Source organism: Paenibacillus vandeheii (assembly GCF_030433635.1).
GTDB lineage: Bacteria > Bacillota > Bacilli > Paenibacillales > Paenibacillaceae > Paenibacillus > Paenibacillus vandeheii.
The window spans coordinates 209,310-234,127 of sequence record NZ_JAROCD010000002.1; the positions used below are offsets into that span (position 1 = coordinate 209,310).

Genomic DNA, 24,818 nt, shown 5'->3' on the forward strand with positions numbered 1-24,818 from the left:
AAGGAGGGGGAAACACATGTCATCCGCGGTTAAGGAAAGCAGAAGCGATAAATTGTTCTTATGGTGCAACTACATCTATCTGACGATAGCGCTCGTCATTGTGCTTTACCCACTGTTATACATCATTAGCGCCTCAATCAGTGATCCCAAATTTGTAAGCTCCGGTGAGATGTGGCTGCTGCCCAAAGGCATTACGTTTGAAGGTTATGCCCGCGTGTTTGAGAACACCAACATCTGGATCGGGTACAAAAATACGATTATCTATACCGTCGTAGGTACACTCGTCAACCTGATGGTCACTCTTCCGGCAGCCTACGCGCTTAGCCGCTCTGATTTTGTAGGACGTGGATTCTTCATGGCGATGTTTATGGTAACGATGTTTTTCAGCGGAGGGCTTGTCCCGAGCTACTTGCTGGTTAAGGATCTTGGTATGGTGAACAGCATGTGGGCGCTTATTCTGCCAGGAGCTGCATCCATCTGGAATATTATCGTATGCCGTACGTTCTTCCAATCGACTATTCCCAAGGAGCTGCAGGAAGCGGCGCATATCGACGGGTGTACCAACACCCGGTTGTTCATCCGAATTGTGCTTCCGCTCTCCATGCCGATCATTGCCGTGATGGCGCTCTTCTACGGCGTTGGACACTGGAACAGCTACTTCAGTGCGATGATCTATTTAAATGATTCCTCGAAGTATCCGCTGCAGCTCTTTCTGCGCCAAATCCTTGTACTTCAGGAGATGGCAGCACAGGGCGGGGGAGCTATCGATACCTCTTCCGCAACGGCGATGAATTCCAAAGCGGAAATTGCTGCGCTGGTCAAATATGCCGTCATTATTGTTTCAACGTTACCTGTTATTGCCATTTATCCATTCCTTCAGCGTTACTTCGTGCAGGGTGTTATGATCGGTTCCGTCAAGGGATGATCTTAAACCATAATCCACACTAAAAAAGGGGAGTTGTCGTCATGAAAAAGCTTCGCAAGGCTTCATCCATTGTACTCTGCCTCACCCTATCAGCAGCATTGCTTGCAGCTTGTGGTTCCAATGAAGATGGAGGTTCTGCGACTTCAAATGTCGAAGGGGTCAAGAAAGAAGGATTCCCGATTGTGGACAAACCACTTACGTTAAAGGTCATGTCCCAGGATGCGGGCGTAGCCGACTGGAATACAATGCCAGTCCTGCAAGAGATGGAGAAATTGTCAGGTATCAAGCTGGAATACCAGCTTTCGCCGATCGACAGCTTTGAAACAAAGAAGAACCTGGTATTCGCGAGCGGCGATTTACCGGATATGTTCTATGCTGCGGATCTCAAGCCAGCTGAGCAGGTTACTTATGGAACTCAAGGCATTCTGATCCCACTGGAAAAATACATTGATGAGGGTTATGCCCCGAATATTAAGAAGATTCTCGACGAAAACCCGGATGTCCGCAAATCCTTTACAACGCCTGACGGACATATGTATGCACTGCCATTTATCGATACGGCTGCCGTGTGGTACAGAGGCCCGATGTGGTATAACGGTGAATTCCTCAAAGCACTTAATGTAGAGGAGCCTAAGACGACAGAGGAATTATATACGTACCTGAAGCGTGTTAAGGAAGAAGATCCTAACGGCAATGGTCAACAAGATGAAATTCCGCTGACTTCTGTAAAACTGGATGATCTGCGTATGTACTTCTTCGGCTTCTGGGGCATGTACAACGAAGGAATCTACGCGGATAAGGATGGAAAAGTCCACTACCCTTACCAAGAAGAAGGCTACAAAGGTTATCTGACGTTCATGAACCGTCTGTGGAAGGAAGATTTGCTGGATCATGAGACCTTCTCGCAAACCGGCGATCAGAAAAAAGCAAAAGGTGAAAGCAACAAGCTGGCGCTGTTCAATGACTACCATCCGTACTTCACGCTTGGCGGCGAGCCTAGCACAAAACATCCGCTGATGACACCAGTGAAGAGTGAGATTGCAGACTCACCTGTATACGGTAAACACCCAGGTATATCGGCACGTGGTACCTTTGCGATTACTAGCAGCAATCCGTCCCCTGAGGCAACCATGCGCTGGATTGATTATTTGTACAGCTATGATGGGGCGACCCTGTTCAATCAAGGTCCTGAAGGCGTGCTGTGGAAATTCAAAGACAAGGAGAACCTTGTGAAAGAGTGGCTTCCTGTTCCTGGCGGCGGTGATCGTGAGGAATATCGCGGTAAAATCACACCGAACTATGGCATTTTGACACCAGGCATTAATGATCCTGATATTGCCAAAGGTCTTCGCACCGAATTTGATGAGTGGATTGACCAGCAGAATCAAGAGAAGTTGGTGCCGATCGGCAAAGCACCATTCCCTAACGTTTATTTGACAAATGAAGAGCAAAGCGAAGCGACCGCTCTATTATCTGATCTCGATACGTACGTCAAGCAGATGGAAGCGAAGTTCGTAACGGGCCAGGAGCCGCTTGAGAACTGGGATAAGTATATTGCGCAAATCAAAAAAATGGGCAGTGACCGTATCGTTGAACTATATCAAGGGGCATACGACCGCTGGAACACAGGCCAATAAGAGCAATGTCTATGGCCGTACAATCGATAAGCTAGACTGCGATTTTACGATTTTCTATTCCCATAGAAGGACTTCAGAAAGAGGTGTGAACAAGGATGCAGAAATGGTTTGAAGAGGCCAAGCTGGGAATATTCATTCACTATGGCATCTATGCTGTGGACGGGGTTTCCGAATCGTGGTCTTTCTATAATGGTAGGATCTCCTACGAAGAATACATGAAGCAGCTGGACGGTTTTACCGCATCGAAGTTTAATGCGGAGAAGTGGGCGGACTTGATTGAGAAATCGGGAGCTCGATATGCCGTGCTGACAACGAAGCATCATGACGGCGTTGCGCTGTGGGATACGCAGTATAGTGACCTCAATGTTGTGAAGAAGACACCCGCGAATCGGGACCTCGTGAGGGAATATGCAGAAGCGATTCGGGAGAAGGGGATACATCTGGGGATGTACTTCTCGCTGATTGATTGGTCGCACCCGGATTATCCTAGCGTATATGAAGGCGGCAAGGTACCCGAGGATCTCAGCAGCGTGAATCGGCATTCAAGTCCTGTAGACGGCGTTCAGGATGAGGAGAAATGGCAGAAATTCCTTGAATTCAATAACCATCAACTGCAGGAGATCATGACGAATTACGGAAAGGTGGATCTGCTGTGGTTCGATGGGGATTGGGAACGGAGTGCAGAGCAGTGGAATCTCCCGGAGTTCAAGCAGTACCTGCAATCCTTTAACCCGGATATCATCATCAACTCCCGCCTTCAAGGCTATGGGGATTATAAAACGCCGGAGCAAGGCATTCCGATCACAAGACCGGAGGGACCATGGGAGTTTTGCACCACGATTAATACCTCTTGGGGTTATGTGCCAACAGACGATAAATACAAATCGCTGAATCAGATCATTCGGATGTTCTGTGACTGTATTTCGATGGGGGGCAACATGCTGCTGGATATCGGTCCGCGCGAGGATGGCACCATCGATAAGAGGCAGGAGGATATTCTGCTAGGGCTGGGAGCATGGATCCGAACCCATGAAGAGGCTGTATTCGGAACGGGTGAAGGCATTATGCCCCGCTACTATCTGGGGGGCAGCACCGTATCCGAGGACAGAAAGACATTGTACCTGTTTGTTTATGACGAGCCAAAAGAAAATGTATGCATCAAGGGACTGTGTAATAAGATCAGGAAGATTACCGTGCTACATTCGGGCAAAGAACTTAACCATGAGATCCACGGGGGTGTGCCATGGTTCAATATCCCGGGCACAACATGGATCAAAATGACCCCGGAGGACACACATGAACAGGTGACCGTTCTTAGGCTCGAATTCGATGAAGAGCTGGAAATGTACGGCGGCTCAGGAGCCGTTGTCACCCATAACTAATCATTACGGGGAGGGCATGTGCCGATAGTTGCATGTCCTCCCTTATGAATTGGAGAGAGCGAAATGAACCAAAGTGGAGTGCCGGAGCCGAGGATTGAGTATGCTCCCAAACATTATATATGCAAGCGTGCAAAGGAGCCGCTGGTGCTGGACGGCCGCGTGGATAAGGCATTCTGGGATGCGGCTGATTGGACGGATGATTTCGTTGATATCGAAGGCGATCTTCGTCCGAAGCCAGGGAAACAGACGCGGGTAAAAATGCTGTGGGATGACGACTATTTCTATTTTGCTGCCGAACTGATTGAAGATCAGATATGGGCTACGTTGACCGAACGTGATTCCGTTATTTTCTACGATAATGACTTTGAGATTTTTATCGATCCCGACGGAGATTCCCACCAATATTATGAGTTCGAGATCAATGCGCTCAATACGGTATGGGATCTGTTACTGGTGAAGCCTTATCGTGATGGTGGACCTCCGGTCAACGGTTGGGATATCAGCGGTCTCAAGACGGCCGTACATATTGATGGGGAGCTGAACGCACCTGGTGCTGATAATCGGAAATGGAGCGTGGAGGTCGCGATTCCCTGGACCAGTCTAAAGGAATGTGCCGAAGGCAACCGTCCGCCTGCGCCGGGTGAGTTCTGGCGTGTCAACTTCTCGCGTGTGGAATGGCAGACCGAAGTACAAGACGGTGAGTACCGTAAGGTGCTGAACCCGGAGACAGGCAATCCTTATCCCGAGGACAACTGGGTTTGGTCGCCCATGGGCATTATCAACATGCATTACCCGGAGCTGTGGGGCTATGTTGTATTTTCGGGTGATGGAATGGATCATTCCTTTGAGCTGCCGGAAGACGAGCGAATCAAATGGGAGCTTCGCAGACTTTACTACCGTGAACGCAATTATTATGAAACCCATGGTGAATTTACGAAGGATGTGAAGCAACTTATGGGGGATGAACCATTGAATTGCCAGCCTGTAATTGAAACGACCCGTAGCCTGTTCCAGATTACTGCGCCTTCCTCGGACGGTACGACCTTAATCTGCATTCGGGAAGACGGAAAGCTGTGGAAGGAGTGAGCCAGCAATGACCAGTCAAACCTTGGTATTTTCCCTGGATGCACAGGCATTGGAGCGGATCGAGCAGAAGTTCCAGGGGAAGGTACGTTTTGCAGAGGCCCGCAAAGATAAACTGTTTCATGTGTTTCAGCAGCAATTAACCGAAGAAGAGACCTGGGCCTTGAAGGTTGTATATGCCTATATGCCAGTGAATGACATGGCTGATTATGATGGGGAACTGTTCCTCAGCCATGTGCGTCGGGCGCTGGACATTCGCAAACGTGTGCCTTGGGGCGAGCGTGTACCGGATCATCTGTTTCTGCATTTTGTGCTACCCTATCGAATCAATACGGAGAATATTGAGGATTTTCGCGGCATTATATTTGATGAGTTGGCTGGCCGGACAGCGAAGTTATCCATGGCGGATGCCATTCTGGAAACCAATTACTGGTGTCATGAGAAAGCGACTTATATTGGCAGCGATCTGCGAACGATATCGCCGCTGACGATGATTCGGAATGCTCGCGGCCGTTGTGGAGAAGAGTCCACGCTGGCGGTAGCCGCTCTTCGCAGTATCGGCATCCCTGCCCGTCAGGTCTATACGCCGCGCTGGGCTCACAGTGACAGCAATCATGCCTGGGTAGAAGCTTGGGCAGACGGCCAATGGTATTACATTGGGGCATGCGAGCCTGAAGCTGGATTGAATCAAGGGTGGTTCACTCCGCCAGCCCGCAGGGCCATGCTGATCAATACGAGGGTTTTTGCCGATTATCCGGGACCAGAGGATATAACCCTTAACGAGAAGGGATTTACGGAGATTAATTTGCTTGAAAACTACGCACTGACGCGAACCATCCGCGTGAAGGTGAAAGATATGCAGGGAGAGCCTGTGCCTGGAGCGAGCCTCCGCTTCGAGCTGTATAACACGGCTGAATTTTATCCGATCGCCGAAATTAAGACCGATGTGCTAGGGGAGGCTGCCTTCAAGACAGGTTATGGTGATCTATTGATTCGTGCGGTTAGCGGAGACCAATGGAGTGAAGTCCTATTCAAAGCTCAGGACAGCGATCAGGTTGAGCTAGTGTTGGACTCGTCAGAGCAGCCATCAGGGAGCGTGGATTTCGATATGGTTCCTCCTCCCGAAGGAGAGGGAGAAGCAGCAATTGTTTTACCGGAAGAGAAGATTCAGGGACATAGCCGTCGTCTGGAGGAGGGCACGAAGATTCGGAGTGGATATGAGGATACATTCCTGAGTGAGGAAGAGGTGTATGCATTAGCTCATTCGGCTGGACTTCCTCGGGAGCGTGTATGGGATATTCTCCAGAAGGCACGGGGCAACAGTCGTGAAATCGCAGCTTTCCTGGAGGAGCGTTCCGAGAAATACGGTGAGTGGCCGCTCCGGCTGCTGGAGTCGATGAATGAAAAAGATTTAATTGATACTTTTCGTCAGACGCTGGACGATCATCTTATAGGTGCGCTCTCGCAGCGAGGATCATGGGTAGAAGATACGTTCGTGGAGTACATCCTGTGCCCGCGGGTCTCCTATGAAATGGTGGTGCCTTATCGATCCGTGTTCCAGAATGCCTACTCGGAGGAAGAGGCAGCGGCGTTCAGGAAGGAGCCTTCGGCGCTTGTCCGGCAGCTGGAAAAGAGTTATGCGTATTATGAGGACCTCCCTAACTTGAAAGGCAAGGGAAACCCGGTAGGCACTTACAGCCTGATGAAGGGAGATCCGCAGTCGCTGGATATTCTGTTTGTCGCTGTGTGCCGCAGTTTGGGCATTCCGGCCCGATTGCATCCGAGCGAGCAGAAGTCTCAGTACTTAGGTGACAGGGGCTGGGAAAATGCGATGTTCAGTCACAACGCTTCTCGTAATCAGGACAACACAAGCTGGGGAATGCTGCAACTTCGTAGGGATGAAGAGGGGCCGCAGGAAGCACCAACAGCATCCTATGGCGAGAACTTCTCGTTAGCCCGTCTGGAAGATGGCGTGTACAAAACGTTGATATATCCTCATGGCAGCACGGATGTCTATAGCCAGCCATATGAGGTTGAACCGGGAGCTTATCGCTTAACAACGGGCATTCGTTTAAAAGATGGAACGGTAAGAGTACGCTTTCTTTACTTCACTGTCCACGCCGGAGACACTACGGAGGTTGTATTAACTTATCGCGAGACGGTGGTAGACATTCCTGTGTTGGGCAAACTGGCACCCGGCAGTGTACTGACCCGTCTGGATGGTTCAGAGGTGGTACTGGAGGCTCTTCTGGGATCAGAGGGTGCCATTGCTGCCTGGATCGAACCCGAGCGGGAACCAACCAAGCATCTGATTCGTGAGCTGGGCGAACTGGCTGAGCCGCTGGATAAGCTGGGTCTACCCATCGTGCTGCTGATCGGAGATACGGAATGGAATACCTCCTTTGATCCTGCTGCTTATCCGAAGCTGCCCGTACGTACGATTTTTGTAAGGGATTCAAGCTATGCGTCCTTATCCGGTTTCATTCCAAATCCTGCAGCTCACGAAGCCGGCTATCCACATCTGTTCGTGCTGGATAGCCAGGATCAAGTCCGTTATTCGGCTTCCGGGTACAAGATTGGTACCGGGAAGGAAGCCTTGCAGATTGCTGCGGCGTTATCTCAATCATTGAATGGATCGGAGTGAAGAGGGTGCCAAACTATATTGCTGCAGGTTATGTCGTCGATTCAGTTCTTCCCGATATGAGGCATGAGGATCTATTGAAGTTAACACATCTGAACGTAGCCTTCGGTCATGTCAAAAATGATGAAATCACCACCGAGCATTTGAAAAACGGTGAGGTTATCCGGAATATAAAGCGCGATCATCCGAATCTAACGGTGCTGTTGTCCGTCGGGGGTTGGAGCGCTGGCGGTTTCTCTGAAGCCGCCTCAACCCAAGCCGGAAGGGATAGCATGGCCGCATCGGCGATTAGGGTGCTGGAGGAATATCCTTTTGACGGGATCGATCTGGATTGGGAGTATCCTTGTTACGGTGAAGCCGGTATCGCCTCGAGTCCTGATGATAAACGGAATTTCACCTTGCTTCTCAAGACGATCCGGGAGGCAATGGATGCCAAAGGCTCCCGGGATGGCCGTCATTATCTGCTCACGATTGCGGCAGGGGCTGACCAATACTACGTAGACGGTACAGAAATGGCTGAGGTGCAGAAGTATTTGGATTTTGTGCAGTTGATGACCTATGATATGCGCGGTGGTTTTCAGGTTCTGACCGGACATCATACGAATCTGTATACGCCAACCGGAGATCTGTTCCGAATTAGTGCAGATGCTTCCGTAAATTTGTTCGTCCACGCCGGCGTTCCGAAAGAGAAGATTGTGATCGGTGCCGCGTTCTATTCCCGGATCTGGACTGAGGTTCCTGACCGGAACCGTGGCCTCCACCAAATGGCTGGCAGTACAGGCGGGTACGGTCCGGCTTTTGCCCAGCTGGATGCAAAGTACATCAACAAGAATGGTTACGTCCGTTACTGGGATGATGAAGCGTGTGCACCGTTTCTGTTTAACGGGTCCAGTCTAATATCTTATGATGATGAGGAATCAATTCAGTGCAAATGTGATTACGTGAAGGATCAAGGCCTGGCCGGAATCATGTTCTGGGAATATGGCTGTGATCCGACCCACCGTCTGCTGGGTGCAATGCATCAAGGTCTTCAAGGTATTTCGGCTGCAAAATAGAAGAAGCTCGGCGTACGAACTGCTTTGGATCACTCGAAAGTAAAACTTGAACATACGAAAACCTCCCCTTACCCATACGGTGAAGGGGAGGTTTCTATTTATTCGGTGAATCGGTATCCGATGCACTTCCTTGTCGACTTCATTCGAAGCCATTATCCGATACATTCCTCGTCGTCATCATCCGGGGAATCGGCGGAGCCGTTGGGACGGTGCATTTTGCGGTACTGTCCGGGGGTGTAACCCGTCTCTTTTTTAAATTTGCGGATAAAGTTCGGCGTATCCAGATAACCGACGCGAGTGATGATATCTTTTAACGGATCGGTTGTATTCAGCAGTTGCCGGATGACCTCATCCATCCGTTTCTGCCAAATGTATTGGGTAAAGTTCATGCCGATCTTCTCTTTAAATGATCGGCTGAAATACGATGAGGAGATTGTAAATTTAGACGAGATCGTACCCAGGCTCAGGTCATAATCCGAGAAATTGGCATCGATATAAGCAACGATTTCATCCATCAGCGAGCTTTCTTCCGTCTCACTCTTCGCCTCGACATGGGCGCAGATTTCGGCGGCAAGGCCTGTCAGTTTTTTCTCCAAATCCTCCAGCGAGTCATAGGAAGTGATTCTTGGAAGTTGATTAACGACATGATGAATGCCGAGCTCTGATGCGGTTTTCAGCATCGTATTCAGAATATCGAAGCAGATGCAGCGCAGCAGCGGTACGGACGGCATTTCAGCTTTTAGGGTATTTAACGCGGTTGATACCATCTGAACCGCCACATCATAACTGCCCTGTTTCAAGCTCTGAACCAGCTTCAGCAGCACATCCTTAGGGACCCAGAAGGAAGAGTCCTGTGTACCGGAACCGGAAAGGGCGTTGAAGAAGGTGCTGCTTCCCTGTCCATGCAGCATCGATGCTTCCAGTGCGGTTGATGCCTCGATGTAGGATTGATTCAACTGCTCTGGATAACTATACCGATTGCCTATACCGATTGCGGGCGCAACGCCGGTGTGTTCTGTCACCATCCATTGCAGTTGTGCAACGATAGGCTCCATACGGGCATTCAAGCTGGCTTCATGCCCGATTTCAGCATCAAATCCGACAATGAGGGCCAGTTGGTCAGCCTGTGGAAGCTCGACGCCGTAAGCATAGGCGGACAACTCCGGCAGTTCCACGTCATTCATCAGCTGCATGACCGTACGCTGTTCAGGGTTATCCCCGATGGGAAAAGCATGCATTTCCCAGCCCATGGTCATGACAAAATAATGGGATCGGTTGAAGTGTATGCCGAGCTTGTCCGTAAACTCGGAGGGGAATTCTCCAGTATGACCATGCTTCAGTAACATGAGCAGTATATGATTGCGAGCGTAGGGCTCCTGAAGGTCTACGCGTTGACTGTAATCGTGCAATGTCTTCTTGATCCATTCCAGCTCGTTGGTAGTTGTGGACGTATCAGGATCGTTCTTCAACCGTATGAACTCCATTAAGTCTGAAATCGGATGGTATTGTCGACGGGCTAACATAATGGCGAGGATGGTACCCATCACCACCATAAAGGAGAAAACAAGGATAATAAAGGTACGAATATGGACAATTCGGCTAAAAAATTGGTTGCTTGGCATAGCGGTAACATAGGTCCAGCCAGCGTCTGATTTGACGGATACAACCGAATGCGGTTCATGGTTTAAAGAGAGACTGTGCGTTCCGGGTTCAAGTGCAAACAGAGCTTTGACTTCCTGCTCGGTAATGGTTTCCCCTTTATAGTTGGCGGCCAGCACCTGCCCATAATTATCGAAGATATAAGTCATCCCATGGTAGTCGCTGAGTATGGAATCAATCAATCCGGTCAGATTGGACTCATGAATCAGGTACATGACGGTTCCGTGGGCGGGTGTATTGTTAGGCGCAATGGGTACAAGGTAGGCCAGCATGGAATTAGGAATTTTGGTTCCTTGAACGACTTGCTCGGCCGGTCGGATCGTTGGAAACTGAACGTTATTCAAATCCCGGATCATGTCCGTTTCGTTCCATGTATTGAATTTGTAGCGGCCAGTGAATACATCCAGGTTCTCCGAGCCCTGAGACGAGTAGATGCTATCATCTCCGCGGAAAAACAGGAATAGTTCATCGATAATGGAACTGGTCGCTTTGTATTTGACCAAGGCACTAATCGATTCCCGGCTATAATAAGGATGGTGGGTCCAGTACCGGGTTAGCTGCTCATCGTAGGCGATGCGAAATGCAATGTCCTGCAATTCCTTCATTCGGTCATCGATGACTGTTTTTGCTTGGGTCAACTGATTAACATTGGTCTGTTCGATCTCTGAACGGAGCGTGTCCACAGCATTGTGATAAATAATGATAGTTAATATAACAAGAGGGATAAGGAAAATGGAGATATAGGATAGTGTGTACTTAAGCAGAAGCTTGGACTTGAAGTGATTCCATTTCATATCTGCAACCTCCCGTTTTTCTTTAGTGCTGCAGCGATAGCGCTCTCATAAAAACAGTGAAGCTATTGCCTTGCTGTCGAGCTCTGGGTGTTCCTACTAAAAATACTAGGAGAACTTCTCAAATAAATCAATGGACTTTCTGAAATTTTAAGAGGGGTGTACAGAAAGTTTCTTCAAAGAATGGATGTATATAGCCATAGCAAAATCCCCTTCAAGTGAACTCCTTTCCTTATGTTACCACATAAGGTTTTTCAAAGAGTATCGACTTGAAGGAGATCATTTTAATACAGCTTATATTTTGTTTGTTTACATTAATCTTTAAAGATGAAACCGTTATTTAATCCAACGGTTTATAATCAAACCAATCGAATAGGCTTGGCGTACCTTCTCCCGATGAATTGTGCGCATACATGGCAATGATGACTCCTGTGAATCCACCCGCCACTTCAGTAGAGAGCAGATGTGTTTCACCCGAGCCAAGTACAACGCCAGCTGCTGAACCGTGCTGTATGGAGAACGTAAAATGATCACGTTGGGCCTGGATCTGTAATATCACAGGTCCGGTACCGCAATCCTGAATTTGTTCTGTTTTTAATGAAGCGACCGTTCGCCGGAATATGATTTTTTTCTGACCGTCAATCTGCTTTATAGCCAGATCGTAATGATATTTCTCATTCATGAAGACGGTCAATCCTGCTTCGTCGCCATCATGCGTGGGTTCAAAGTTCAGTTTGGCAGCCATGTTGCATAAGAAATGGCTCAAGCGGCGACCTACAAAGGCGGGATTTCCACCATCATTGAGAGACATGTGGTTCCCTCGCAGAACAAGATGGCCCGGGTGTTCTGTGAGTGACCAACTGCCAGGAGCTGGATTCCGCAGGAAAATCCAGTCCATGCCCAGTGTGCATACATCGAAATCATCCCGAATGGCTTTGCCGGGCCATTGAACTTCAGGCAGCTGCGGTCCGGTCATGACGGGTTCAATACGTCCGTCTTGACCGATAATCGGCCATCCGTCACTTGTCCAGGTCACGGGTGCGAGGAACGTCTCACGCCCCAAATGATGACGCATGGGGTAGCCTGCAGGGCGAATTCCAAGGCATACCGCCCACCAGCTCCCATCCTGTGCTTGTACCAGATCTGCATGCCCAGTGGCGTGAATATTACTTTTCATGCTTCGATTGGACAGGATCGGATTGTGAGGACAGGGATCGAATGGTCCGTAGGGGTCCGTGCTTCGCGCAATGGTTTCCATATGCCCATATTCGGTTCCCCCTTCGGCAATCATTAGATAATAGAAGTCATTTATTCTGTACAGGTGAGGGGCCTCAGGTGCAGCACCGCCGGTGCCCCTCCAGATGAATTGGCTTTCTGTCCGCTTGTGACCTGTCGAGATGTCGATCTCACACTGATAGATTCCTTCGCCTTTATCACCATTACAAGCGGTTTGAAAGTATACACGGCCATCCTCATCAAAGAATAGGGAGGGGTCTATACCGTCCTGGGCAACAAAAATGGGCTCAGACCAAGGTCCTTCAGGTTGCCTGCTGCGAACATAAAAATTGCCTACTCCGCTTACGTTGGTGGTTGTCATGTAGAACCAGCCATCATGATGACGAATGGTCGGTGCATAAATGCCACCGGAGCTGCCTGCTTTGGCGAGTGGAAGCTGCTCGGCAGACGTAAGAACATGGCCGATCTGGCGCCAATTCACGAGATCTTTGCTGTGAAAAATCGGCACCCCCGGGAAATATTCAAATGTGCTGGTTACGAGGTAATAATCATCGTCTACCCGACAGATGCTGGGGTCAGGATAAAAGCCCGGAATCACGGGATTGGTGTAGTTTATCATGTTGTGCTCCTATTCATTCCAGAGTTTAACCCGATCCTGGACGTATTTGGTGAATCCCTGTTCCATTTTTTCGACTCCTGCATCAATGAGCTTCTGCTGATAGTCATTCCAGATCGCATCGAATTCTTCCGGTTTGGCCATCACGGCCTGTGGAATCTGCTTCCATGTAATATCCTTCACCTTGTTGGCTATAATGTTGATTTCATCATCACTTGGTACGGAGATGTTCCATACCGCTCCCCATGGTTTTACCGGGAAATCCTTCTCATTCGGAAACAGATCCATCCAGGTTGCTGCATCATAAGCTTTGAGGGTCTCTTTCTCAGCATCCGTATAATTCTCAATGATCTGTTCCGGGAAGTTCTTGGTAAAATAATTGCCAGTGGAATCCTTGACTCCATCCCCGTAATGCCCTCCGATATTGGTGTAGAGTCCTACGCCGGATTCTCTGGTAAAAGCGATATTGTCATTGATAATACGCTGCTGCACATCCGCAGGCACAACACGTTTACCGTCCTCAACGGTATATTGCTTGCCTTCTAGCCCCCAATAGTTGAGAACCTGACCTTCTTCAGAAGCGAGGAAATCCAGAAATTTAATGGCTCGGACCGGATCTTCTGCACTTTCAGTTATGCCTACTCCCCAGCCAGCCATGAAACCTGTGGACTGGTAGCGGTTATCCTTGTATTGGTCGGACAGCATGACAGAATAATGTCCATAAGTCTGATCATTTTTTCCTGAAGCCTTCAGTGCTTTCTCCCCATCGGAGTAGCCCCAGTCTGCATCGATCAGACCAATGACGCGACCAGAAGCGACTTTGGCCAGATATTGGTCGTTTTTCTGAACAAAAGATTCCTGATCAAGCAACCCGGTATTATACATATGGTTAAGCCACTGAAAATACTCTTTCTCACCTTCCGTACGGAAATGATAAGTTGCTTCATTCGTATTGGGATCAATGTAGTATTCTCCATCGCCCGATTTGCCCGTGGTCTCAGCTGCGGGGTTTGTCACGGTAATTTGGATGTGCCAATCATCCGCGTTCAATGTCATCCCGATATTTTTGTTGCCATTCTCATCGGTAGGGTGCTTCTCCAGATAGGATCGAATGACATTTTCATAATCTTGGAGTGTATTGATCTGTGGATATCCGGCTTCCTTCACAGCACGATGCTGAAGCTCGAAACCTGCGCCTGCCACGAAGTTGACTCCATCGATGGCGGAGTAAGTAGGGATGACATAGATGGACGGGTCATCGTTACTGTAGCGCAAACGCTTGATTTGGTCACCGAACAGTTTCTTGATGTTTGGGGCATGTTGTTCGATTAGATCGGTAAGGTCCAGCATGGCACCTGCATCAACCAATTTGTCCAAATCCCCTTTGGGACTGATCAGATCGGGGTAATCTCCACTTGCCGCGATCAGTGCCAGTCTCTGTGCGGGGTCCGACACTGCAAATTCCGCATCAAGTGTAATTCCTGTCTGTTTGGTTATCTCCTTACCCACATCATCCTGCATCTTATTCCAGTTTGCGTTGGAATCTGCTCCAAAGAAAGTCAACGTCATCGGTGAAGTATCACTGTCACTTCCTTCATTGCCTTCCACGCTTTCATTACCACTACTGCATCCCGCCAACAAGCTTAAGGAGAGTGCAAGTGCGACAGAGCATTTTGCGATCTTTCTCATCGAATGAACCATATTAACCCCCTGATGTTTTCTATTATTTTCTTGAATGCGTTTACAATTATGGATTTTAAAAAAGTCCCTGCATTCGACAGATCAATCATATAATCGTGTTTTCACGATCCATAACACCCCTCGTTTCTGTGCTGAATTTGCATGGCTACATGAGGAATTATAGAGATCTTATGATCGGCAAACCTTGATTTTTCGGTCCAGGAGTAGCATGATATAGACATTCATCCCAGCATGAACCATGGAGGGCGAACTGTTGAGCAACGCCTATTTGAATTGGTTTACAGCCGATCCGGAGTTTCCATTTTATATTCAATACGGAGGACATGACGAAGATACCGAACTTCACAGGCATGTGGATTTTTCGGAACTTGTCATTGTCCTGAATGGCAATGCGACACATGTTGTCAATACAGAGGCGTTTTTTGTTAAAAAGGGAAATGTATTTGTAATTAATGGTTCCACTCCGCATGCCTACAGAGATCCTCAGGATTTTCAGATATGCAATATTATGTTCAGACCTGAAATGCTCGCCTCAGCAGGACCGGATTTGAGAAAATCCAAAGGCTTTCAGGCTTTGTTTGTATTGGAGCCGTATTATCGCAGTATTCACTCTTATCCGAGTAAAATGGCGTTGCCAATTCCCAATCTGGAGTACGTGGAGTCGCTGATTTCTGTCATGATTGAGGAATATAAAAGTAAGCAGCAAGGGTATCAGACCATGCTGATTTCTCGTTTTACGGAGATGGTTGTTTATTTGTCGAGGCATTATGATACACAGGAGAAGGGGATAGAGGGCAATAATCTGATGCATTTGGCTAATGCCATTTCCTATATTGAGGATCATTATCTGGAACCTCTGTCCCTGGAAGAGATTGCAGGAAAGTCGAATGTTTCTATAAGGCATCTGAATCGGATCTTTAGATCTTATTATCGGATGACGCCCATCTCCTATCTGCAGAAGTTGCGTCTGGAAAGGGCATGTTATCTGTTAAAACACGGGAACCTGTCCATTACGGAAATTTCGTATGAATGCGGGTTTAACGACAGCAATTATTTCACCCGACAGTTCAGAAAGGCATATGGCATGTCTCCCAAAACGTTCAGGCAGTCTCTATAACTTTCCACTATGGTACGATGAACAAAAGAAGGAGGGGGAACTTATGCGCGAAACCTGTGTTCCGACTGGCGTGGCATTAAAAGACACCGGCTTTGGATATACGTTGTCCCTGGTTAGTGGTAAATATAAAATGGTCATTTTGTATTGGTTGGCCGAAAACAAGGTAATGCGGCATAATGAGCTGAAGCGAAGTATCGGTACCATTTCTTTTAAGAGCCTGAGCGTTATGCTGAAAGAGATGGAGGAGGATGGTTTGGTGATACGTCAAGAATATCCCCAGATTCCGCCTAAAGTTGAATATTCATTATCTGAGCGGGGGCGTTCACTGATGCCGCTGCTCCATATGATGTGTGATTGGGGAGAAGCCAATATGGGATCTGACCCGGAGTCTGTTCAACGCTAGTGCAGCCGTTTTATAACAAAAGGATCTCCCATACGTGATATGGAAGATCCTTTTGTTATAATGATTGATTTACAAGATTTATAAGCAATTTATCTCCAGCGGTTTCGATGCCACTTTAATCATCCAGAAGACGTTCCTGGTCAAACCATTGACCATGCATTTTATTTTCTTTTTTGCCAACTTCTCTAGACGACGAACAAGCATAGTGCTTTCTCAACGACCTGGTGATTAGGATTACATATTGTCAATAAAATTCAAATAGCCTTGTACACTTTGATTCCAATTCACTTGATGCAGGCTCGTGTTCTGCCCCATAAAAGGCAAAGAATGATCGATAATCCGCATCGCAGTAAAGCATGGTTGTCTCAAAAGGAGATAACAGTTGTCCAAGGGTATAGCGATATTTGCCCTCTTCCGTGTAATCCGCCTCTTTGATTCCGGCGGATACGGCCAAGGCAACTTTGCGTTGCTGTAGTTTGTCTCCCTTAGAGCCATAAGCCCAGCCATAAATAAAAACTTCATCCAGCCATTGTTTAAGAAGAGGTGGGCTGCTAAACCAATAGAACGGAAATTGCAGGACAAGGCGATCATGGGATTCAATGAGCTCCTGTTCTTTCTCCACGTTTATGTTTCCATCTGGATAAACTTTATATAGTTCATGTACGGTGTACTTTTCCGGGTATTTCTGAAGTTCGGTTGCCCACCGTTTATTAATGACAGATGTTTGTATGCTTGGGTGTGTGACGATAACAAGGGTTTTCAATGATTATTCCTCCCTGAGCTCTAGTATTTCTTGAGTATAAAGGGAGGTTCGTCATGATGTAAGTATGCACTTTTAGTTCATGTACTTACCTCAAGGTAAGTACTCTATGAAAAAAAGTGCAGAAATAGATAAAAGCCGCCAAGTGTGACCATTGGCGGCTATTGGTTGTTTTCTTGTCGTATGACTTGGCTGAGAAGAAGGAGCCTATTCCTCTTGCACGTTATAGAGCACACGGGCGAGCAGACCCTGTCCATAGTTGCCGAAATGCTTGCCGAAGATCGTCAATCCCCGTTTGTTCACCGGTCCGTCCGTTACAGCAATCCGAAAGTGGATATCGCTTTTGTAATCCAGGCCGATCTCGTTCAAGGTAACATCCGAGATACGGCAACCGTCAATATAGCTACCTTCCTGAGTAATACGAATCAGCTTCAGCATTCCGTATTGATTCAGATGCGGTGGCCACCAGTCTGGATTGAATGTACCGCGTGTATTGCCGAAATCCCCTGGACTTGTCCAGCACCCAATCTCAATTCCATTGACGTAGAAATAAATATCCGAAGGGTAGTTATCGCAATAACCCGGTGCTTCTGAGCCCAACTCCATGGATAGCTGGATCTCGCTAAACGATTGATTAGGCTTGAGATAGTTCGGAATCCGGTATTCCAGATAACCCTCAGCCAGCCAAATCATCTCCGCATCAATTCGCAACGGGTCCGCAAAATACCGCGGATCATCAAATTCCCCAACAATACTGTCCCGGGTGGCGAGTCCACAAGTGGGAGCTGCCTGATAATCACTGTAGTGTCCCACCTGAATTTCAACTTCATAACGATTGCTGATCTCCTGAGAACGCAGATCAACCATCAGTTTTTCCTCATTCAGATAACAAATCTTCTGTATTCCGTGTTTGCCGACTGCGGTGTTAATTTCAATCAGGCCGCTTTCTTCCAATTTCTTAATATGCATTGTAATGGCGCCATTGCTGAGCCCCAGTTTGGTCGCGAGATCATTGAGGTTAAGACTCTGGTTCTTGGCAAGCAACTCAATGATCTGGATCCGAATTTCCGAACTGAGTGCCTTGAATATATTAACGCCAGACATCAGATCTTTAATATAAATCATAGGTGGGTTTCCTTTCCACGTTCTGAACGAAGCCCTTCTGATCCAGGCTTCTGCACATTTATATGGTTTGTTTTAGATAATTATAAATGATTCGTTGAAGGAAGGGAAGGGCAGAGAAAAGGATGCCAAATCCCCTGTTTATACAACAAAAATGTAAGTATAAATCACATATGGATGAATTGATGATCTGAAAAATAGTGTGAATCAATTTATATATATTTGAAATATACCATTGAAATGTAATGTAACCGCTTTTATAATCCTATTATACCTAAATTGATTTAATACTTCATGAACCAAATTAACGATTTGATCAGGAGAGGTGGAATTCAGTTTGGAAAAGTTCAAAGGATTGACAGGATTCAGGAAAAAACGTTGGGCGTTACCTGCACTGCTTGTACTTGTGCTGTTATTGGCGGGTCAGTCTCGGGCATTTGCAGCATTCTGGAATCTGACCGGAGATATTGCCGTCCACGATCCATCCATCATCAAAGAGGGAAGCTCATGGTATACCTTTTCAACGGGTGCGGGCATTCAGGTGCTGAAATCGGATAACGGGTCATCATGGTACCGCGTTCCGCAGATTTTTCTGAGTAAGCCCTCCTGGTGGGCCTCTGCTGTTCCGGGTCAGAGCGGCCTGGATGTATGGGCACCAGACGTTGAGCAATACAACGGGAAAGTGTGGCTGTATTATTCCATCTCTACCTTTGGCTCCAACAGATCGGCGATCGGGCTTGCGTCTGCAACCAGCATTGGAGCAGGCTCGTGGAAGGATGAGGGGTTAGTGCTTCAAACCACATCTGCTAACGATTATAACGCTATTGATCCGAATCTGGTCATCGATGCTTCTGGCAACCCATGGCTTGCTTTCGGTTCTTTCTGGAGCGGTCTGAAGATTGTGAAGCTTGATAAATCCACGATGAAACCTACCGGAAGCATATCCTCTATTGCAGCACGTCCGAACAATGGTGGGGCCATTGAAGCACCGAGTGTTGTGTACCGGAATGGTTATTATTACTTGTTTGCCTCCATTGATTCCTGCTGCCAGGGTGTGAACAGCACGTACAAAATGGTCTATGGTCGTTCAACGAGTATTACAGGTCCGTATGTGGACAAAAACGGTGTGAACATGTTGAATGGCGGCGGAACCCTGTTGGATTCAGGGAATGTCAAGTGGAAGGGACCGGGCGGTCAGGATGTGTATAACGGTAACGTCATTGCACGCCATGCCTATGATGCTGACGATAACGGCAATCCAAAATTGTTAATCAACGACTTGCTGTGGGATTCCAGCGGATGGCCAACGTACTAGTTTATTTTATATAAACATAAAATGTTTTAATAAAGTATTGACTAAAGTGATCTGGGTTTGATAAATTTAACAACAGAAATCTTATTTCAGCTAATTGAATACGTTTACAAATCCAGATCAGGAGGGGTTCAGATGGTAAAGAAAAAGAGGTTGGTTACGATCATGCTTCTTATGCTTGTGAGCGCAATTGTGTTTGCAGGCTGTGGTGGCAGCAGTGGTTCAAGTGGGGACAAGGAACTGACGTTTATGTTCCGGGGTGGCACGGATGAACAGAAGGCTTATCAAGCTGTTGTTAAAAAATATGAAGAAGAACATCCCGGTGTCAAAGTCAAAATTATCGTAACAGCTGCGGATCAATACGCGACAAAATTGAGAGCTGCCATCACAGGCAACAGCTTGCCAGACGTATTCTATATTAACCCTGGCGATGTGAAAGCCTACGTGAACAGCAAAGTGTTGATGAATCTGACACCTTACGTTGAAAACAATGCGGATGTGGATCTGGACAACATCTGGAAATATGGTGTCGACCTGTACCGCTATGATGGCAAAATGGCAGGTCAGGGTGATATCTACGGCATGCCGAAAGATTTGGGTCCGTTTGCACTCGGATATAACAAGACGTTATTTGAAAAAGAAGGCATTCCATTCCCTGATAAAGACAAACCTTATACCTGGGAAGAATTCATCAAGGTCAACCAGCAAGCGACCAAGGATACGAATGGCGACGGAAAACCGGACGTGTTCGGTACAGGTTTTAACGTACAGTGGGCCTTGCAATCCTTTGTATGGAGCAATGGTGCAGACTGGCTGGATGCAAGCAAAACAAAAGTGACGATTGATGATCCCAAGTTTGCTGAAGCGTTACAATTCTTTGCCGACATGCAAAACAAATATAAAATCACGCCTTCCATTGAGGAAGCGCAAACATTGGATACGTACCAACGCTGGATGAAAGGGGAAATGGCTTTCTTCCCTGTAGGCCCATGGGATATGAGTACCTTCGAGAAACTGCCTTTCGATTATGATTTGCTTCCTTTCCCAGCGGGCTCTACTGGAAAATCCGCAACGTGGATCGGCTCCCTCGGTATCGGGGTGTCTGCTAAAACGAAATACCCGGAAGAAGCCGCAGCATTGGTGAATTACCTCACGGCTTCCAAGGAAGGCATGCAGCAGTTGGTGGATGCCAAAGTACAAATTCCGAACCTGCTCGATATGGCTGACGAATGGGCCAAAGATACTTCGACGAAACCTGCTAACAAACAGGAATTCATTGATATCGTAAAAGATTACGGCCGTGCTCTGCCAGGTAACTACACGTACAATGCGGAATGGTATGACCTGTTCTTCACCGACATTCAGCCGGTATTGGACGGCAAGATTACAGCCGCAGACTATGTAAAGCAGCAGCAGCCAAAAATGCAGAAGCTGTTGGACAAAGCAGTAGAGCAAGAGAAGAAATCACAGAAATAATAGATGAAAAGGCGATGCCAGCGGTCTGTGATCATGCTGCTGGCATCGTTATTATTGGATGATTCCATGCGGGTATGTGGCATCAATTGATCGGATCGTTTCAATCGAATGATGCCACATGCTGAACTGATACTAGAAACAGGGGTGACTGCCGTGGTTACAAAATCGAAATTGTATCGCAAAGAGATGCTGTACGGTTACTTATTCATTTTGCCTCCGGTTCTTGGGCTGCTGATCTTTGTCATGTTCCCTTTTCTCTACTCCCTATATGGTTCGTTTACAGACTGGGATGGACTGGGACAGATGAATTTTATTGGTTTGGCCAACTTTAAGGACCTGCTGACCGATGACCTATTTTACAAAGCGATGTTTAATACATTCTATCTCATGCTTGGCATTCCGATCGGTCTCTTGCTGGCGCTGCTGCTGGCGATGGGGCTAAATCGTAAAATTCCGGGCACAACAACCTTCCGTGTAATCTACTATATTCCGGTTATTTCCTCTCTGGCTGCGGTGTCCATCATGTGGAACTGGGCGTACAACGGGGATTATGGTTTGGTGAACCAATTCCTTGATCTATTCGGGATTGAAGGGCCCAACTGGCTCGCCAATAAAGAAACGGTGAAACCTGCCCTGATTATTATGGCCGTATGGAAGGGGCTCGGTTACACGATGCTGCTCTATCTGGCCGCCTTGCAAAGCGTTTCGCGTACATATTATGAAGCGGCTGAGCTCGACGGAGCGAATGGGTTCCAGATTTTCCGCAATATCACCTGGCCGATGGTGAAGCCTGTTACGTTTTTCCTCGTCGTCACAAACATTATTGGCGGTTCGCAGATTTTTACCGAGATGAACATTATGACGCCTACTGGCGGCCCTGAATACTCATCAGCCTCGATTGTCTTTTATATCTGGCAAAAGGCCTTTAGTAACCTGCAAATGGGTTATGCGTCAGCCATGGCAATGATTCTCGGCGTATTCATTTTTGTCATTACACTCGTGCAATTTAAAATGAATGAAAAATCAGCCTTTGATGGGGATTGAGGACAAGGAAAGGAGTGAACGGATATGTCTTATAGTCAAAAGAGAAAACTGACCAACTCGATCATCTTCATTGTTCTGGCGATTGGGGCCATTGCCATGATTGCACCGCTGATCTGGATGTTATCCACTTCGGTGAAGGAAAAGCAGGATGTATTTGCCCTTCCGCCCGTATGGATTCCGGAGATTATTCAGTTCGGCAAATATAAAGAAATCTGGGAAGCGGGTCCGCTGCTCAGCGGCATCAAAAACAGTTTGATCGTTGCGCTGAGTGTGACGATTGTGGGGACATTTACGTCCAGTATCGCCGCCTTTGCTTTTGCCAAATTGAGATTCCCGCATAAAAACAAACTGTTTCTTGCTCTGCTCGCATCGATGATGATTCCGTATCCGACAGTCATGATTCCACAATTCATCATGTTCTCAAAGCTCGGCTGGGTGGATACGTTGTTACCGCTCATTGTTCCGGGATTATTCGGCAACGTGGTCATGATCTTTTTCCTTCGTCAATATCTGCTCAGTGTGCCTGATGCGATTATTGAAGCAGCCAAAATTGATGGCAGTTCCTATTTCCGACTGTACTCCAGCATTACGTTCCCGCTCATTAAGCCTGCGATAGCTGCACAGTTGATTTTATGGTTTATGGGCATCTGGAACGATTACTTGGCACCAATTATTTATTTGAATTCACCGGAGAAGCAGACCTTGCAGCTCGTCATTGCGAACTTCAATGCCACGTATGCGATACAGACGGATTATCCGCTTATTATGGCAGCATCCATCGTTGCATTGCTTCCGGTGTTGATCATCTTCCTGATCTTCCAGAAACAGATTATTGAATCGGTAGCGATCTCTGGAGTGAAAGGATGAATCAGCGGAGAACATTCCGCGGGTGGACAAATTCAGGTAAAGGAGTGGTTTCTTCCATGCTGCTGCTGTTGTTGATTGGGGCTACAGGCTGTTCTGGAGATGGGGCAGGGCAAGCTGTGTCCCCGCCTGTCTTTCCTGAAGCTCCTCAAGATACTCAATTGTATGACACCTCCATTCTGGACGACGAATCCCGTTGGACGGTGAACAATGCTCATGATCCAGCCATTATCAAAACGGATCAGGGATATTACGTCTATTCGACCGACGTTCGGGTAGCGGGAGAAGCAAAACCCAGCGTGATGGTTCGCAAATCGGATGATCTAATCAACTGGACATGGGTAGGTCAAGCGTTACCAGGTATTCCGAAGGAAGCGCTCGATTGGACAGGGGCGGTAAATCTATGGGCACCGGATGTGATTCAGGTTGGCGATACCTACCGAATGTATTATTCGGCATCAACCTTTGGCAGTACGCGTTCGGCTATCGGTTTGCAGACCTCTGCGTCTCCGGAAGGACCCTGGACAGATGAAGGGCTGGTTGTTAAAACTTCCGAGAACGAAAAGGATAAGTTGAATGCCATTGATGCCAATCCGGTAGTGGATGCCGAAGGCAATTCATGGATGGTATACGGTTCCTTTTTTGACGGAATATACATTGCACCTCTCGATCCGCAAACCGGAAAGTTCAAGGAGGAGGGCTATGGAACCCGCATTGCCGCCCGTGATCGTGCTACGGAAGAAGGGGCAGTGGAGGGTCCGTATATCGTGTATAACCCGGAGTTCAAAAAGTATTATCTATTCGTCTCCTATGATTCCTTATTCGAAGATTATAATGTGCGTGTAGCCCGTGCCGATTCCATAACAGGCCCCTACACGGACGTAAATGGCATGAACATGCTGGATACGGAGCATCTGCCTCAATATGAAGTGGGTACCAAAATTCTGGGTGGTTACCGCTTCACCGAAGGTGAGGGCTGGGTTGCACCTGGACATAACTCAGTCCTTAAGGATGGCGACGATTATTATATTGTGCATCATGCGAGAGGCGAGACAGATAAAAACTGGCCCTATCTGCATGTCCGCAAAATGCTGTGGACCAAGGACGGCTGGCCTGTTGTGTCCCCAGAACGATATGCAGGTGAGTACGCACAGGACATTCCGAAGTCGATGATCGCCGGGGAGTGGGAAGGCCTGGCTGTTGACCCGTCGGTGGATGGACAGGTGCAGGCAGTGCCTTACACCCTACAAGCCAACGGCAAAGCGAAAAGCGAAAACGGTTCAGGCAAATGGACGTTTGACGGCAAACAAACACTGACGCTGGAGTGGACAGAAAGCCCGTGGGGCGGAGCTTCTACTGAAGAGTTGAAGCTCCTTCCATCCTGGGACTGGGAGCGAAGCCAGCCAGCGCTTGTAGTAACGGGCCTGAACGACCACGGCATTGCCGTCTGGGGCAAGCAGCTCAAGGCGGCGGAGGAATAGGGAGCCATAAATATGGCTCGGAAGTAGGACAGGGAGAGTCGACCGGATGAAGAGGTCGACATCACATATACCGAGCCACAACAAATGGCTCGGAGTTAGATTTGTTTCAGCGGCGCGAGAAGGAGCGAAGCTGTCGCTTTGAAGGTGCACAAGCAGCGAAGGGGGAGGAAGGAGCCGAAGGAGCGACTTTGGCATCCGATTTCAACCGCCAAGAGCGGTGGAAAGAAGAAATCGGAGGACAAGAGAGCAACAAGGCCCTACCACCCCCGAAGCGTCCCGCGGTGCACCAAGAGCTGGCCTAAAAAAAGCGGCCAGCCATGCATTTAGTGTGGGGAGAGTCGCCTGAGCGAAGCGGGCGACACCACATATACCGAGCCACAACAAATGGCTCGGAGTTAGATTTTGTTTCAGCGGCGCGAGAAAGAGCGAAGCTGTCGCTTTGAAGGTGCACAAGCAGCGAAGGGGGAGGAAGGAGCCGAAGGAGCGACTTTGGCATCCGATTTCAACCGCCAG

At 47.9% G+C, this 24,818-nt stretch carries 17 protein-coding genes and 1 pseudogene; 13 read left to right on the plus strand and 5 right to left on the minus strand.

Annotation, left to right across the window (positions count from 1 at the left end; genetic code table 11):
- The first annotated feature begins 16 nt into the window (after positions 1 to 16).
- From P5G61_RS03750 to P5G61_RS03775, 6 genes are all read left to right on the plus strand, one after another.
- Positions 17 to 925 (plus strand): carbohydrate ABC transporter permease, encoded by a 909-nt coding sequence (locus P5G61_RS03750; protein WP_079351017.1) that lies wholly within the window; start codon positions 17 to 19, stop codon positions 923 to 925.
- Positions 926 to 966: 41 nt separating this feature from the next.
- Positions 967 to 2,562, plus strand: a complete 1,596-nt coding sequence (locus P5G61_RS03755) for an extracellular solute-binding protein (protein ID WP_301244626.1) — start codon at positions 967 to 969, stop codon at positions 2,560 to 2,562.
- 95 nt (positions 2,563 to 2,657) lie between these two features.
- Entirely contained in the window at positions 2,658 to 3,944 is a 1,287-nt protein-coding gene (locus P5G61_RS03760) for an alpha-L-fucosidase (protein ID WP_301244628.1), read from the plus strand.
- Between the two features lie 63 nt (positions 3,945 to 4,007).
- Positions 4,008 to 5,030: a carbohydrate-binding family 9-like protein gene (locus tag P5G61_RS03765; RefSeq protein ID WP_301244630.1), complete on the plus strand. Its 1,023-nt coding sequence runs from the start codon at positions 4,008 to 4,010 to the stop codon at positions 5,028 to 5,030.
- A 7-nt stretch (positions 5,031 to 5,037) separates the two neighbouring features.
- Entirely contained in the window at positions 5,038 to 7,671 is a 2,634-nt protein-coding gene (locus P5G61_RS03770; protein WP_301244632.1) for a transglutaminase domain-containing protein, read from the plus strand.
- A 5-nt stretch (positions 7,672 to 7,676) separates the two neighbouring features.
- The gene (locus tag P5G61_RS03775; protein WP_301244634.1) at positions 7,677 to 8,723 is read left to right on the plus strand and encodes a glycoside hydrolase family 18 protein; all 1,047 of its coding nucleotides are present in this window, start codon (positions 7,677 to 7,679) and stop codon (positions 8,721 to 8,723) included.
- 152 nt (positions 8,724 to 8,875) lie between these two features.
- On the opposite strand, the gene P5G61_RS03780 is transcribed toward P5G61_RS03775, so the two are convergent.
- From P5G61_RS03780 to P5G61_RS03790, 3 genes are all read right to left on the minus strand, one after another.
- Entirely contained in the window at positions 8,876 to 11,176 is a 2,301-nt protein-coding gene (locus P5G61_RS03780) for a helix-turn-helix domain-containing protein (protein ID WP_301244636.1), read from the minus strand.
- 337 nt (positions 11,177 to 11,513) lie between these two features.
- Positions 11,514 to 13,025: a glycoside hydrolase family 43 protein gene (locus tag P5G61_RS03785; protein WP_301245222.1), complete on the minus strand. Its 1,512-nt coding sequence runs from the start codon at positions 13,023 to 13,025 to the stop codon at positions 11,514 to 11,516.
- Positions 13,026 to 13,037: 12 nt separating this feature from the next.
- The gene (locus P5G61_RS03790; protein ID WP_301244638.1) at positions 13,038 to 14,714 is read right to left on the minus strand and encodes an ABC transporter substrate-binding protein; all 1,677 of its coding nucleotides are present in this window, start codon (positions 14,712 to 14,714) and stop codon (positions 13,038 to 13,040) included.
- A gap of 265 nt (positions 14,715 to 14,979) precedes the next feature.
- Here P5G61_RS03790 and P5G61_RS03795 point away from each other — a divergent pair, with 265 nt between their 5' ends.
- Both P5G61_RS03795 and P5G61_RS03800 read left to right on the plus strand, forming a co-directional pair.
- On the plus strand, positions 14,980 to 15,843 hold the full coding sequence (locus tag P5G61_RS03795; protein ID WP_301244640.1) for a helix-turn-helix domain-containing protein: 864 nt from the start codon (positions 14,980 to 14,982) through the stop codon (positions 15,841 to 15,843).
- Positions 15,844 to 15,886: 43 nt separating this feature from the next.
- On the plus strand, positions 15,887 to 16,246 hold the full coding sequence (locus tag P5G61_RS03800; protein WP_024632447.1) for a winged helix-turn-helix transcriptional regulator: 360 nt from the start codon (positions 15,887 to 15,889) through the stop codon (positions 16,244 to 16,246).
- A gap of 234 nt (positions 16,247 to 16,480) precedes the next feature.
- Here P5G61_RS03800 and P5G61_RS03805 read toward each other — a convergent pair.
- Positions 16,481 to 17,009, minus strand: a pseudogene (locus P5G61_RS03805) (NAD(P)H-dependent oxidoreductase).
- 204 nt (positions 17,010 to 17,213) lie between these two features.
- The gene (locus P5G61_RS03810; protein WP_024632443.1) at positions 17,214 to 18,131 is read right to left on the minus strand and encodes an ArsR/SmtB family transcription factor; all 918 of its coding nucleotides are present in this window, start codon (positions 18,129 to 18,131) and stop codon (positions 17,214 to 17,216) included.
- A 391-nt stretch (positions 18,132 to 18,522) separates the two neighbouring features.
- On the opposite strand from P5G61_RS03810, the gene abnA reads away from it, so the two are divergent.
- The 5 genes from abnA (at position 18,523) to P5G61_RS03835 (ending at position 24,305) form a co-directional block, all read left to right on the plus strand.
- Positions 18,523 to 19,443, plus strand: coding sequence for an arabinan endo-1,5-alpha-L-arabinosidase AbnA (gene abnA, locus P5G61_RS03815; RefSeq protein WP_301245224.1), 921 nt, complete (start codon positions 18,523 to 18,525; stop codon positions 19,441 to 19,443).
- Positions 19,444 to 19,575: 132 nt separating this feature from the next.
- Entirely contained in the window at positions 19,576 to 20,916 is a 1,341-nt protein-coding gene (locus P5G61_RS03820) for an ABC transporter substrate-binding protein (RefSeq protein WP_094937226.1), read from the plus strand.
- Between the two features lie 153 nt (positions 20,917 to 21,069).
- Complete coding sequence (locus P5G61_RS03825) at positions 21,070 to 21,960, plus strand: carbohydrate ABC transporter permease (RefSeq protein WP_024632440.1); 891 nt, start codon at positions 21,070 to 21,072, stop codon at positions 21,958 to 21,960.
- Between the two features lie 24 nt (positions 21,961 to 21,984).
- Positions 21,985 to 22,827 (plus strand): carbohydrate ABC transporter permease, encoded by an 843-nt coding sequence (locus P5G61_RS03830; protein ID WP_024632439.1) that lies wholly within the window; start codon positions 21,985 to 21,987, stop codon positions 22,825 to 22,827.
- A 56-nt stretch (positions 22,828 to 22,883) separates the two neighbouring features.
- Positions 22,884 to 24,305 carry an arabinan endo-1,5-alpha-L-arabinosidase gene (locus tag P5G61_RS03835; protein WP_301245226.1) on the plus strand — a complete coding sequence of 474 codons (1,422 nt, stop codon included), beginning with the start codon at positions 22,884 to 22,886 and terminating at the stop codon, positions 24,303 to 24,305.
- Positions 24,306 to 24,818 lie beyond the last annotated feature (513 nt).

What these genes read in the sequence shown, in the direction of transcription:
- P5G61_RS03750 (WP_079351017.1), top strand. Translation starts at nt 17, where the DNA reads ATGTCATCCGCGGTTAAGGAAAGCAGAAGCGATAAATTGTTCTTATGG.
- P5G61_RS03755 (WP_301244626.1), top strand. Translation starts at nt 967, where the DNA reads ATGAAAAAGCTTCGCAAGGCTTCATCCATTGTACTCTGCCTCACCCTA.
- P5G61_RS03760 (WP_301244628.1), top strand. Translation starts at nt 2,658, where the DNA reads ATGCAGAAATGGTTTGAAGAGGCCAAGCTGGGAATATTCATTCACTAT.
- P5G61_RS03765 (WP_301244630.1), top strand. Translation starts at nt 4,008, where the DNA reads ATGAACCAAAGTGGAGTGCCGGAGCCGAGGATTGAGTATGCTCCCAAA.
- P5G61_RS03770 (WP_301244632.1), top strand. Translation starts at nt 5,038, where the DNA reads ATGACCAGTCAAACCTTGGTATTTTCCCTGGATGCACAGGCATTGGAG.
- P5G61_RS03780 (WP_301244636.1), bottom strand. Translation starts at nt 11,176, where the DNA reads ATGAAATGGAATCACTTCAAGTCCAAGCTTCTGCTTAAGTACACACTA.
- P5G61_RS03790 (WP_301244638.1), bottom strand. Translation starts at nt 14,714, where the DNA reads ATGAGAAAGATCGCAAAATGCTCTGTCGCACTTGCACTCTCCTTAAGC.
- P5G61_RS03800 (WP_024632447.1), top strand. Translation starts at nt 15,887, where the DNA reads ATGCGCGAAACCTGTGTTCCGACTGGCGTGGCATTAAAAGACACCGGC.
- P5G61_RS03810 (WP_024632443.1), bottom strand. Translation starts at nt 18,131, where the DNA reads ATGATTTATATTAAAGATCTGATGTCTGGCGTTAATATATTCAAGGCA.
- P5G61_RS03820 (WP_094937226.1), top strand. Translation starts at nt 19,576, where the DNA reads ATGGTAAAGAAAAAGAGGTTGGTTACGATCATGCTTCTTATGCTTGTG.
- P5G61_RS03830 (WP_024632439.1), top strand. Translation starts at nt 21,985, where the DNA reads ATGTCTTATAGTCAAAAGAGAAAACTGACCAACTCGATCATCTTCATT.
- P5G61_RS03835 (WP_301245226.1), top strand. Translation starts at nt 22,884, where the DNA reads ATGCTGCTGCTGTTGTTGATTGGGGCTACAGGCTGTTCTGGAGATGGG.